The organism is Sporofaciens sp. St.21A7 (assembly GCF_059728535.1).
This window is the reverse complement of sequence record NZ_BAAGFN010000001.1, coordinates 3,741,155-3,753,393: the sequence shown is the minus strand read 5'-3', so window position 1 is coordinate 3,753,393 and position 12,239 is coordinate 3,741,155. Positions and strand designations below refer to the sequence as shown.

The following is a 12,239-nucleotide window of genomic DNA, read 5'->3' as shown; positions in this document are numbered from 1 at the left end:
CTATAATGTTAAGGCATGTGTAAAAGGGCTGTCAAGGTTATCTGCGGCAGGTCTTTCAATTTTTGTGAGGTGGTAGGAAAGTATGAAGACAAAGAATGCATTGATATTAGTGTTGACCGCATTTATCTGGGGAACGGCATTTGTAGCCCAGAGCGTGGGCATGGATTATCTGGAGCCGTTTACATTCAACGGAGTCCGGAGCTTGATTGGCGGGGCGGCGCTGCTGCCGTGTATCGCAATTCTCCAGAAGATGAACCGAAAGGACGGCGTAGGAAAAGAGCCGGGGAGCGGCGATGTACGTAGGGAACGCAAAGACATGGTTTTCGGAGGGATTGCATGCGGTCTGCTGTTGTTTGCCGCCAGCAGCCTCCAGCAGATTGGAATCCAATTTACCACGGCGGGAAAGGCAGGATTTATTACCGCATGTTACATTGTAATCGTTCCTGTGCTGGGCATATTCTTAAAGAAAAAGATTGGATGGAAGGTGTGGGCTGCGGTGGCCATTGCGCTTGCCGGGCTGTATTTCCTGTGTATGACGGAGAAATTTACGGTTGGGAAGGGGGATGTCCTGATTTTTGCCTGTGCGTTGGTATTTTCCCTACATATTCTTGTGATTGATTATTTTTCCCCGAAGGTTGACGGGGTGAAAATGTCCTGCATCCAGTTCTTCGTGTGCGGAATCGCGTCGCTGCCCTTTATGTTCCTGTTAGAAACACCTAAGATTGGGGCAATGCTAAATGGCTGGCTGCCCCTTCTGTATGCAGGGGTGATGTCCTGCGGCGTTGGGTATACCTTGCAGATTATCGGGCAGAAGGATATGAACCCTGCGATTGCATCGTTGATTTTAAGCCTTGAGTCTTGTTTTTCCGTACTGGCAGGCTGGATTGTGTTAGGAGAGCGGCTTTCCATGCGGGAATCCATAGGATGTGTGTTGATGTTCGCGGCGATTATCCTTGCGCAGATTCCGGGAAAAAATCCACGTCCGTAAAGAAACACATGGAAGTATGCCATGTCGGGGATATCTTTGTAAATGAGCAAAAGGTCAAAATAATAGTGTTTTGCGTATGGATAGTGTTAGAAATAGCGCAGAAACTATAATATAATAGAGTTTAGTATATGGGAGCAAGGAGGAAGATATCGTATGGTACGTAAATATGTGTATGGGGAGCCTTTTGAGACAGAAGCCGTAGTGCGGATGATGGAGGCAGAGCGAGGACCGGAGGAGCTGGGAATCGGACAGGTTTCACTGAGAGATGGATTTTTATTCTCTTATGAGATGGCAGAAAATGACGTTGTTTATGGGCTTGGCGAGGCGAACCGGGGATTGAATAAGAGGGGATACTGTTATATCAGTAATTGTACGGACGAGCCGAACCACACGGAAGATAAGCGTTCCCTGTATGGCGCGCATAATTTTATCGTGGTTTCCGGGGAGAAGAATTTTGGATTGTTCTTCGATTATCCGGCTAAACTTACATTTGACATCGGCTATACAAGGTCGGATTTCCTGGAGGTGAGCTGTGAATCGGCGGATTTGTACCTGTATTTGATTGAAGGGGAGACGGCGTATGACGTTGTGAAGCAGTTCCGTAAGATGATTGGCAGAAGCTACATCCCGCCTAAGTTCGGGTTTGGGTTCGGGCAGAGCCGTTGGGGATATAAGACGAAGGAAGATTTCGTGAGAGTCGCGGAAGGATACCGGAAGAATGATATCCCAATCGACATGATTTATCTGGATATTGACTATATGCAGGATTATAAGGACTTTACCGTAAATGAGGAGAATTTCCCGGACTTTCCGGCGTTTGTACAGGAGATGCGCGCTCAGGGGATTCGTCTGGTCCCGATTATCGACGCCGGCGTGAAGGTAGAAGAAGGATATTCTGTGTATGAGGAAGGCGTGGAACAGGGGTATTTCTGCAAACGGGAGGACGGCAGTGAATTCGTGGCGGCGGTTTGGCCCGGGGATACCCATTTCCCTGATGTTTTGAATAAGGATGCCCGGAAATGGTTTGGAGGAAAGTATCGCTTCTTGATTGATCAGGGGATTGAGGGATTCTGGAATGATATGAACGAGCCGGCGATTTTCTATTCCCGTGAAGGCATGGACGGGCTTTTGGAGACTCTTCGCAAGTACGCAGGGGAAGACGTGGACAGGATTCCGTTGGAAGAGTTGGGGAAAGTCACGGGTCTTTCCAACGCTTCGGCGGATTACAGCAGATTTTATCATTGTGTGGACGGAAAACGGATTCGCCATGACAAGGTGCATAACCTCTATGGTTACAATATGACAAGGGCGGCCGGGGAGGCTTTCGACGAGATAGCGCCAGATAAGCGTCTTCTGTTGTTCTCACGCTCTTCTTATGTGGGTATGCATCGGTATGGCGGAATCTGGACGGGGGATAATAAGTCCTGGTGGTCGCATATATTGCTGAATTTAAAAATGATGCCGTCGCTGAACATGTGCGGGTTCCTGTACACAGGGGCGGATTTGGGCGGATTTGACGCGGATGCCACAAGGGACCTGGTGCTGCGTTGGATGGCCCTTGGGGTATTTACGCCGCTCATGCGCAATCATGCGGCGCTTGGAACCAGGGAGCAGGAGGCGTACCAGTTCGAGCGCGTGGAGGATTTCCGCGGGATTGTGGAGACGAGGTATCGGTTAATTCCTTATTTATACAGCGAATATGTGAAGGCTGCGCTGAACGATGATATGTATTTCCGCCCGCTGGCGTTCGTGTATCCAAAGGATTCGTTTGCGGCAAATGTGGAAGACCAGGTGATGCTGGGGGATGAGGCGATGATTGCGCCGGTGTATACCCAGAACGCGAAGGGACGGTATGTCTATCTGCCTGAGCGGATGATGCTTGTGAAGTTCGCGGAGGATGGGCAGTATACGCAAGAGGTTCTGGAGAAAGGGCATCATTTTGTGGAAGTGGCGCTTAACGAGGTTCCGCTGTTTATCCGGGAAGGAAGATGTATTCCTCTTGTAAAGGCGGCGAGATGCGTGGAGGAATTGGATACGGGACGTATGGAGACGGTCGGATTTACAGGGGCGAAGTATATGCTCTATGAGGACGACGGGGTAACGAAAGAGTATGAGAAGGAAGGGCGTTATCGGGAATTGGTGAAATAAAAGAGTAAAATCTGACGTTGGGAGGCAGGCGCGTGTTGCGCTTGCCTTTCATGGTATTGATAGGTTTATAAATAAAAATCGCAGAGTAGGATACTCTGCGATTTTTTTTCTAAACAGCATATCTATTATAACTATCTCAAATCAATAAATCAATACTAAATTGTCTTTTGTAAAAATTTGGTGCAAAATCACGAAAGAAAATAAAAGATAAAATCTGATTACTTCAATCCAAATTACTTGATTTCTGTATCTTTGGTTAAAAATCTATTACTTTTCATAGTAATTGTTCTAAAAATTTTCGCAGAGTATCCTACTCAACGAAAGAAGGGATTAGAATCTGGTATTTATTGACCTGCAAAAAGCAGGAAGAACAGAAAATATTGACAATATGCAAGGAAAAACTGTCTCCAAAAGCGTGTAGGGATATTTTTGTATTAACATATGACAGGATGCGGCAGTATGAAGGCGCATGGCATTTAGAAAGACATCTTTTATTTCCAGAGTATGTAATTCTGGAAAGTGGAAATGAGGAAGTTTTGTTAGAGGAGCTTGAGAAATGCTGTGCTTTTGCCTGGGGAGAACAATATCTGGTTCGAATCGGCGCCGAGGAAGAAAAAATCCTGAGAAACCTTTGCGGGAAAGAGCATCATCTGGAGATGTCCAGAGGCATCATTCGTGAAGGCAATGCACAGGTCACAGATGGACCATTGAAAGGAATGGAAAACCGAATCCGTAGGATTGACCGGCATAAACGATTGGCGAAAATTGAGATCGCGGGCATAGCAGATGATTTGAGGCATTATAGAAAAGATGCATGGTGCCGTTATATTCCGGCAGGACTTGAGATAACGGAGAAGTCCGTATAGAATGCCCGAACGGCAGAAAAGTCATCCCCTGTTATGCATGGAAATGAGCAAAAGTGGGAGAGTAAAGGGATGTTAGTAAGAAAAGATTTTAAACCGTTTGGGTCCAAAGTGTGGCTTTCTTCACCTACGATGCATGGGGATGAGCAGAAGTGGGTAGATGAAGCGATAAGAACCAACTGGATGTCCACAGTCGGAGATAATATCAATGAGGTTGAGAGGCTGATCTGTGAGAAGACTGGGAGTAAATATGCGGTAGCGCTTTCCGCCTGTACAGCCGCTTTACATATGGCGGCCAAGTTGGCCGGCGAGAGGCTGTATGGACAGCCGCAGGCGGGACATGGCGCTCTGGAAGGAAGGAGAGTATTCTGCTCTGATATGACTTTTGGCGCTACGGTGAATCCTGTTGTATACGAGGGGGCAATCCCTGTGTTTATCGACACGGAGTATGACACATGGAACATGGATCCGGCGGCGTTGGAGAAGGCTTTCTCCATTTACCCGGAAGTTAAGCTCATCGTACTTGCTCACCTTTACGGCGCTCCCGGAAAGATGGATGAGATACGCTCCATCTGTGAGAAACACAAGGCATTAATCATTGAGGATGCAGCCGAGTCGTTTGGAGCGTCGCTCCATAACCGACAGACCGGTACATTCGGCGATTTCTCTGCTATCTCTTTTAATGGCAACAAGATTATAACAGGCTCTGCCGGCGGAGCATATCTGACGGATAGGAAAGAAGATAGTGACAAGGTTCGGAAATGGTCCACACAGAGCCGTGAAAACGCCCCTTGGTATCAGCATGAGGAGATTGGTTACAATTACAGGATGAGTAATGTAATAGCGGGCGTGGTGAGAGGCCAGATGGGCTTTCTGGAGGAACATATTGAAGCTAAGAAGAGGATTTATGAGAGGTACAGAGATGGGCTGAAAGGTCTGCCGGTAAAGATGAATCCGTTGTACGGATCGCCGAACTATTGGCTAAGTTGTGTTTTGGTTGACAGGGAGGCAATGTGCGTCCAGGTGCGCGGGGAGAAAGAAGCCCTGTATAGGGCGGAGCATGGGAAAAGCTGTCCAACCGAGATACTAGAGGCGATAAGTAGTATTAATGCAGAAGGCCGTCCAATCTGGAAACCGATGCATATGCAGCCTATTTATAGAAGCCATGGATTTATTGTAAGGGATGGGAATGGAAGGGCGCGGAGTAACGCTTATATAGATGGGGATGTAGTTGATGTTGGGGCTGATATTTTTAGCAGAGGCTTGTGTCTGCCATCTGATAACAAGATGGATATGGAGCAGGTAGATAGGGTAGTAGAAGTTATAAGGGCTTGTTTTGAGTAGGAGTCGATTATGGTAAGCGCTAAGCGGAAGATTGGCTTCTATGAAAAATACATAAAACGGTTATTTGATATTGTGTGTTCTCTTCTTGCTATTATCGTTTTTGGCTGGCTGTACGCAATCATTGCGGTTTTGGTCAAGATGAAGCTGGGTTCACCTGTGTTATTCACACAGCCTAGACCGGGTAAGGACGAGAAAATCTTTAAGATGTATAAATTCCGCTCTATGACGGATGAGCGGGACGAGAATGGAGCGTTATTGCCGGATGAAGCCAGGCTGACAAAGTATGGCAAGTGGCTGCGCTCAACATCTCTGGACGAGCTGCCAGAGGCATTTAATATTCTCAACGGCACGATGTCCGTTATCGGTCCTAGGCCGCAGCTTGTGAAAGACCTGGTATTCATGACGCCGGAGCAGAGAATGCGGCATACTGCAAAACCTGGACTTTCTGGTTTGGCACAGGTCAATGGGCGCAATGACATCAGCTGGGAAGATAAACTCTCATGGGATTTGAAGTATATAGAGAATATTACTTTTATCGGTGATATCAAGATTATTTTCGCCACAGTGGGAAAAGCATTCATAAAGCATGAAGGAATCACTGAGGGCGATATGGCGACTGCCGAGGACTTTGGCGATTATTTGTTGAGCCGTGGGAGAATTGGCAAAGAAGAGTATGACCTAAAGCAAGCAGAAGCTGAGGAGAAGCTGAAGAATATATGAAGATATTGAAGTTTGTATATGAAAAGATAAATGGTAAACCGGCTCCGTATTATTACGACTATTCCATGTCTACAGTGGCGGCAAAGCCTATCAGAAAATTTTTGGCACAGGTGGTAGCGCCCAATGTTGTATTCAACAACTTACGTGTAGCCATATATCGGCTCTGTGGCTTTAAAATAGGAAAACATACATTTATCGGGATGAAATGTTATTTGGACGATATGTGCTGCGATCTTTTGGAGATTGGAAATAACGTAACAATTTCGTATGGTGTGTATTTAGCCTGCCATGGAAAGAATCAGGGGCATTATCCCATAAAAATCGAAGATGGAGTATACATAGGTATGAGAGCCAGCATTATTTCAAAGAACTCTCTGAACAAATCGAAGGGGGGGGGTATTTCTTGGAAAGAATTCCGTGGTTGGCGCCTGCGCTCTAGTGAACAGAGATGTTCCGGAAGGCGCTACGGCCGTAGGGATTCCGTGCAGAATCGTGCAGGACATTTCGGAAACGAGGTGTCGGCAGCATGATGAAATGGAAATATTACAATTACGCAATGATACCGGCCACAGAGCCACATGAAGATGTAGATTTAGAGCCAATAATGAATGGCATGATTTGGAAATCTCGGGAGGGGAGGGGGATTCCTCTATTAGCTAGATGGACCTCAGATTTTGATTGTGGATATGAAACACAGTGGTGGTATGTAATTAAAGATACATCTTTTGATATATCAAAACTTAAAGCCAAAAGACGTTATGAAATTAATAAAGGCAAGAAGAACTTTGATGTCCGCAGGATAAAGGCGGCGGATTATGCGGATGAACTTCTGGATGTACAGATAGCTGCATTCAGTGGATGGCCTGAGAAATATAGACCGACAGTGGATGCAGAGAAGTTTAAAGCTGGGCTGGCGAGCTGGGATGAAAAGGTTGTGTATGGAGGTTTTGATAAGGATATAGGTATACTTGTTGCTTATGCCTGTCTTACAGAATATGAACATCATATAGAATTTACGGTTCTAAGAGCAGATCCACATGCAGAGAAATTTGGGATCAATGCTGCGATGGTGGCAGCAATTGTGGAAGATTATAACGATAGATTGAGCAAAGACTTCTACATCTGCGACGGCGCCAGATCAATTCGCCATGAGACATCATTCCAGGATTATCTGGAGAAATACTTTGAGTTTAGGAAAGCCTACTGCAGGCTGAATATAAGGTATAGATTTCCTGTCGGCGTTGCGGTAAGCATGCTGTACCCCATTAGAAATTGGATAAATAAAGATAAGAAATTAGGAAGCTTGGTATACTCGCTCCTTCAGATGGAGGAGATAAGGAGAGATATAAGTTAAATGGAAGGATCAATGAGATGAAGATTTGGCTTATCAATCATTATGGCGTACCGCCAGAATACTATCCTTTGGCAAGGCCATTTCTATTTGCAAAGAACTTAATAAAAATGGGGCATCAAGCGACGATTATAGCTGCCAGTTCTGTCCATAATTCGGATGTTAATTTAATCGAAGATCATCGGAAGTATGTTCATGAAGTTGTTGACGGAGTTCCTTATGTATATATTAAGTGCTCTTCATATAAAGGCAATGGAGTAAAGAGAGTTATAAACATATTGGAATTTGCATGGAAGCTGAAATCTGTCTGTGGGAAATTAGAAAGGCCGGATGTAATTGTAGCCACATCATTTGATCCAATTTCATGTTATGCAGGAATTAAGTATGCTAAGAAAAATGGTATAAAGGCTGTTGCAGAAATAGCTGATTTGTGGCCTGAAACATTGGTGGCTTATGGCGTGGCAGGCTCAAAGAATCCGATTGTCCGCATATTGAGACAACTTGAAAAAAAGATTTACACATCAGCAGACCGGATTGTCTTTACCATGGAGGGAGCTTATGACTACATAGTTGAGCAGCGCTGGGAAAAAGATATTCCAAGATCTAAGGCTGCATTTATCAACAACGGAATCGATTTGGATGGATTTAAGAGAAATGTGTCGCAGAATCCTGTCTCGGATGAAGATTTGGAAGATGACGAGCTCTTCAAGGTCGTTTATGCCGGTGCAATTCGGAAGGTGAATAATGTCGGATTGCTGCTTGATGCAGCGAAGCTGATAGATGATGAGAAAATTAAATTTCTTATATGGGGCGACGGCGATGAGTTGTCAGAGTTGAAGCAGAGGGTAGAATCAGAAAATATAAGTAACGTATGTTTTAAGGGCAGAGTTGAAAAGAAGTATATCCCATATATCACCAGTCATGCCGATTTAAACATCATCCATAATTCCGAGACGCCTATCATGAGGTTTGGACTTAGCCTCAACAAGTTGTTTGACTATTTAGCCGCTGGAAAGCCTATATTGGTAGATTTTCATGGAGAGTATAATCCCGTGCTTGGCTATGGAGCCGGAGTAGAAACAAAAGCAAATACTGCTGTTGAAATTGCCAACGGAATAAAGGGGATGGCAGGTATGGATAAAGATAAGATTTCAGTTTATGCCAGGAATGCACAAGCAGCCGCAAAGGAATATGATTTTTCACGTTTAACTGAAAGACTTATTTCTGTTATCGAAAGCTGCTGATAACGGCAGTCGTTTTGAGGAGATATATAAATGAAGGTTTGTCACTTCACAAGCGCTCATCCAAGTGATGATATAAGAGTATTTGTAAAGGAATGTAGTTCATTAGCGGATGCTGGCCATGAGGTCTACCTAGTTGCTAAGGGCGATTCAAGGATTGAGAATAATGTCACTGTAGTTGGGCTGGGTAATCCATCTGGAGGAAGACTGACCAGAATGTCCAAGTTTGCAAAGATGGTATATCTAAAAGCAAAAGCGTTGGATTGCGACGTGTATCATTTTCATGATCCGGAGCTTCTTCCATATGGCATTAAGCTAAAGAAGGCGGGAAAGAAAGTTATATTTGACAGCCATGAAGATGTTTCGGCCCAAATAAAAGATAAGCCTTGGATTCCTAAAATAATAAGAGGACTTGTATCTTCAATTTATAAGGCTTATGAAACACATGCCGTTAAGAAATTTGATGCAGTTGTTTCCGCAACTCCACATATTGCCGAGACTTTTAAGAACCGAACCGAAAAAGTCATAATTGTAAATAATTATCCTAAGTTCGATGACATCATATATCAGACCAAACCATTTAGCGAAAGAGAACGTGTCATTTGTTATGCAGGTGGTATTAGCGAAATTCGCGGAGAAAAAGTGATGGCCGAAGCAATGAAGGATGTGGATGGCACATTGTTTTTAGCCGGTAATCATAAAATTGGGCAAATTGGCGCTGGGGAGGGGTTAATTGAATATATTGGATTGCTAGACAGAGAAGGTATTAATAATCTTTATGGAAGAGCGATGGTTGGTCTTTGTGTTCTTCAGCCAGCTTCAAATTATATCGACTCCCAACCTATAAAAATGTATGAATATATGGCGGCGGGCCTCCCATATATATGTTCCGATTTTCCGGCATGGAAGGCGCTCACAGATAAGAGCGGAGCGGGCGTTTGCATTAATCCGAATTCACCAAAAGAGTTGTCGGCCGCCATAAATAAAATACTGGATAACCCTGATATGGCGCAGAATATGGGAACTAAGGGCCGAGAAGCTGTTGAAAAACATTATACATGGGAAGTTGAATTCAAAGAACTGAGGAGACTTTACAAATGTCTTTCGTTTTAAAAATATGCGCTTCAGAGTGGAAAAATGCAAGCAGAGATAAAAGAGAGTTGTCCGTATACAAAGAAATGGGAACAGATGTGGCCGTTTTGGCTAAGGGTAATGTGGATGATGCGGGCAGATTGGATGAAGTTGATGGGTTTAAGGTTTACAGATATTCTACTCGTCCATTAGGCTCTAAGATACCAAATGCGCTAAACAGAATCGTATCGATTTTTACTTGGGCATATTTTGCAAAAAAAATGCAACCAGACATTATATCCGGTCATGATCTTTCGGGACTTACTATTGGGTGGATGGGTTCCCTGCTTATGAGAAAGAAAGTGAAACTTATATATGATTCCCATGAGTTTGAATTAGGCAGAAATGTAAAGAGAAGAAAAGCTGCCTTAACATTAGTTAAATGGTGGGAAGGCTTTTTGATGAAAAGATGTGTATTTTCAATCATGGTTAACGACACAATTGCTGATGAAGTTATGAGAATACACAACTTAAAGAACAGGCCTATTGTCATTAGAAGCACTCCCAATTTATGGAATATAGATAATGATGAATGTTTAAGGACAAGAACGGAATTGTTTAATGAATTCGGTAGAGGAGGTAAGGCTCATGGGAAAAGATAACAGATTTTTAGTTTTATATCATGGAGCCTTGACCACAGGCAGGGGAATTGAAACACTGATAAAACAGGTATCATTCAATGATTTGATATATGGCGTTATATTAGGGGACGGAGAAATAAATTATGTAGAGTTCCTTCATGCTTTAGCTGAAAAGTACAGCGTTAGCGACCGGGTTTTATTTCATCCTGCCGTGCCTATCTCTGACTTATATAAATATGTAGGGGCTGTGGATTTATGCCTGATGATGATTCAGGGAAAAGTAAAGAGTTACTACTATTCTTTGCCTAATAAATTTTTTGAAAGCATACAGTCATTAACTCCAATAGTAGCTTCGGATTTTCCGGAAATGAAAAGAATTATTGATTATTATCAGATTGGGCTTACTTGCAATCCGAATGATAGTAATGCTATTAAAGCGGCTGTCAATAAGATGAGGACAGATAATGAATTTTATAATAAGTGCAAAATAAATTTGATAAGGGCAAAGAACGAGATGTGTTGGGAAAAGGAAAAGGTAGTATTAGTAAACTGTTTTGAGAGATTGCTTGTAGATTAATTTTACGAAGGTTTCCTATATTGAATAACAGATTTTCTCGGAAGGGATTGTAATGAGGAGTTTTCATAATGAGCAGAAAAGCTCAGGTGTAATGGTTATAAAACTAGGTGAAATTGAATATGATAATTTATTTTTCTGTTTTGTATACACCATAACTTATATCATTTCGTTAATGGAACGCTTGTTTGGCGCGGTTGCAGCCGACTATTCTGCAATTGGACGCTATATCACATATGTGCTTATTGTTGTGATGTTTTTAAAGGTATTGCCAAAGCTTCTTAAGATTATCAGAATGATTGATCTGTGTATTTTGGGGTTTGTTGGAATATCAATCTTACTTGGAGCTGTTAGTTTTTATTCCGATACGAAAGTAGTTTTTGATGCCCTTGGTAGTATATATTTCCGAGGTTTGCTGCTTTATTATGCTGTAAAACTATTTCATTTAAGCGAGAAAACAAATTGGTATTTAAGAATTTCGTTCTTAATTATTTTTTTGACAACATTATTTAATACTTCAAATATACAAAATCTAACTGGCGGCTATTCCCAGTATGACGGGTATAGTTTGTTGTATGCATTGGCCTTACTGTATGTCCCGCTTTTCAAAGAACATAAGATATATGATATTGCTCTTACGATTATCACGGTTATAGTAGCCCTTCTGACAGGCGCTAGAGGCCCGTTTTTGCTGTGTGTACTGATGATAATTGTTGGATTTATGCTGAGCGGATTCAATAGACGCGGTCATATTGTCATATATATACTGGCTGCGGCAGCTGCGATAATGATTTTTTTGAATTATCAAACAATACTCTATTGGATTGCTTTGCATTCAGGCGGAACTTTTAGCATGAGAACAATTAGCAGGATTTTAAATGGCAGCGTTCTACAAGATAGTGGAAGAAATCTCATATATGGCTATGCAATTTCTTTTATTAAGGAACATCCGATAGTAGGATGCGGAATTTTAAATGACCGAGTTTTATTGTCACGCAATCTGTCTGGGTTAGGTGGTTCGATAGGCAGTTATCCCCATAATTTCTTTTTGGAAATTTTTATGCAATTTGGTTTGCCTGTTGGCGTGCTTATATTATTTTTCTTGCTAAAAACTGTTCTTAAAAAGTATTCACAATGTACGGTATATGAAGAAAAATTATTGTTTTGGGGATTTGTATTTTGCGGATTTATGCCACTCATGTTTTCGGGCAGTTATTTAACCTTTTATATGTTTTGGCTGTTTCTTGGATTCGTTGTTAACAATTCACATAAAAGTGGAGAATATCAATAAATTATGA

Annotated in this window: 12 protein-coding genes; all 12 read left to right on the top strand. The window is 42.7% G+C overall.

What is annotated here, in order from left to right; translation table 11 throughout:
• Positions 1-82: 82 nt before the first annotated feature.
• The 12 genes from AC6I3O_RS18680 to AC6I3O_RS18625 all read left to right on the top strand — a co-directional run bounded on the left by AC6I3O_RS18680 (position 83) and on the right by AC6I3O_RS18625 (position 12,232).
• Positions 83-988, top strand: a complete 906-nt coding sequence (locus AC6I3O_RS18680) for a DMT family transporter (protein WP_497852141.1) — start codon at positions 83-85, stop codon at positions 986-988.
• 153 nt (positions 989-1,141) lie between these two features.
• Positions 1,142-3,136, top strand: coding sequence for a glycoside hydrolase family 31 protein (locus tag AC6I3O_RS18675; protein ID WP_497852140.1), 1,995 nt, complete (start codon positions 1,142-1,144; stop codon positions 3,134-3,136).
• Positions 3,137-3,516: 380 nt separating this feature from the next.
• Positions 3,517-4,002 (top strand): hypothetical protein, encoded by a 486-nt coding sequence (locus tag AC6I3O_RS18670; protein WP_497852139.1) that lies wholly within the window; start codon positions 3,517-3,519, stop codon positions 4,000-4,002.
• A 69-nt stretch (positions 4,003-4,071) separates the two neighbouring features.
• Positions 4,072-5,343 (top strand): DegT/DnrJ/EryC1/StrS family aminotransferase, encoded by a 1,272-nt coding sequence (locus AC6I3O_RS18665; protein WP_497852138.1) that lies wholly within the window; start codon positions 4,072-4,074, stop codon positions 5,341-5,343.
• 9 nt (positions 5,344-5,352) lie between these two features.
• Positions 5,353-6,063 (top strand): sugar transferase, encoded by a 711-nt coding sequence (locus tag AC6I3O_RS18660; protein WP_497852137.1) that lies wholly within the window; start codon positions 5,353-5,355, stop codon positions 6,061-6,063.
• Positions 6,060-6,593, top strand: a complete 534-nt coding sequence (locus AC6I3O_RS18655; protein ID WP_497852136.1) for an acyltransferase — start codon at positions 6,060-6,062, stop codon at positions 6,591-6,593. The genes AC6I3O_RS18660 and AC6I3O_RS18655 overlap by 4 nt, the downstream gene beginning before the upstream one ends.
• A complete protein-coding gene (locus AC6I3O_RS18650) occupies positions 6,590-7,417 on the top strand; it encodes a hypothetical protein (protein WP_497852135.1) in 828 nt (275 codons plus the stop codon). Before AC6I3O_RS18655 ends, AC6I3O_RS18650 begins: the two co-directional genes overlap by 4 nt.
• 17 nt (positions 7,418-7,434) lie before the next feature.
• Complete coding sequence (locus AC6I3O_RS18645; protein ID WP_497852134.1) at positions 7,435-8,658, top strand: glycosyltransferase family 4 protein; 1,224 nt, start codon at positions 7,435-7,437, stop codon at positions 8,656-8,658.
• Between the two features lie 30 nt (positions 8,659-8,688).
• Positions 8,689-9,768 (top strand): glycosyltransferase family 4 protein, encoded by a 1,080-nt coding sequence (locus AC6I3O_RS18640; protein WP_497852133.1) that lies wholly within the window; start codon positions 8,689-8,691, stop codon positions 9,766-9,768.
• Positions 9,753-10,388 (top strand): glycosyltransferase, encoded by a 636-nt coding sequence (locus AC6I3O_RS18635; RefSeq protein ID WP_497852132.1) that lies wholly within the window; start codon positions 9,753-9,755, stop codon positions 10,386-10,388. The genes AC6I3O_RS18640 and AC6I3O_RS18635 overlap by 16 nt, the downstream gene beginning before the upstream one ends.
• The gene (locus tag AC6I3O_RS18630) at positions 10,375-10,944 is read left to right on the top strand and encodes a glycosyltransferase (protein WP_497852131.1); all 570 of its coding nucleotides are present in this window, start codon (positions 10,375-10,377) and stop codon (positions 10,942-10,944) included. The genes AC6I3O_RS18635 and AC6I3O_RS18630 overlap by 14 nt, the downstream gene beginning before the upstream one ends.
• Positions 10,945-10,996: 52 nt before the next feature.
• Entirely contained in the window at positions 10,997-12,232 is a 1,236-nt protein-coding gene (locus AC6I3O_RS18625) for an O-antigen ligase family protein (protein ID WP_497852130.1), read from the top strand.
• Positions 12,233-12,239: the final 7 nt, after the last annotated feature.

Coding starts and splice junctions, on each gene's coding strand:
- AC6I3O_RS18680 (WP_497852141.1), top strand. CDS start 83: ATGAAGACAAAGAATGCATTGATATTAGTGTTGACCGCATTTATCTGG.
- AC6I3O_RS18675 (WP_497852140.1), top strand. CDS start 1,142: ATGGTACGTAAATATGTGTATGGGGAGCCTTTTGAGACAGAAGCCGTA.
- AC6I3O_RS18665 (WP_497852138.1), top strand. CDS start 4,072: ATGTTAGTAAGAAAAGATTTTAAACCGTTTGGGTCCAAAGTGTGGCTT.
- AC6I3O_RS18660 (WP_497852137.1), top strand. CDS start 5,353: ATGGTAAGCGCTAAGCGGAAGATTGGCTTCTATGAAAAATACATAAAA.
- AC6I3O_RS18655 (WP_497852136.1), top strand. CDS start 6,060: ATGAAGATATTGAAGTTTGTATATGAAAAGATAAATGGTAAACCGGCT.
- AC6I3O_RS18650 (WP_497852135.1), top strand. CDS start 6,590: ATGATGAAATGGAAATATTACAATTACGCAATGATACCGGCCACAGAG.
- AC6I3O_RS18645 (WP_497852134.1), top strand. CDS start 7,435: ATGAAGATTTGGCTTATCAATCATTATGGCGTACCGCCAGAATACTAT.
- AC6I3O_RS18640 (WP_497852133.1), top strand. CDS start 8,689: ATGAAGGTTTGTCACTTCACAAGCGCTCATCCAAGTGATGATATAAGA.
- AC6I3O_RS18635 (WP_497852132.1), top strand. CDS start 9,753: ATGTCTTTCGTTTTAAAAATATGCGCTTCAGAGTGGAAAAATGCAAGC.
- AC6I3O_RS18630 (WP_497852131.1), top strand. CDS start 10,375: ATGGGAAAAGATAACAGATTTTTAGTTTTATATCATGGAGCCTTGACC.
- AC6I3O_RS18625 (WP_497852130.1), top strand. CDS start 10,997: ATGAGGAGTTTTCATAATGAGCAGAAAAGCTCAGGTGTAATGGTTATA.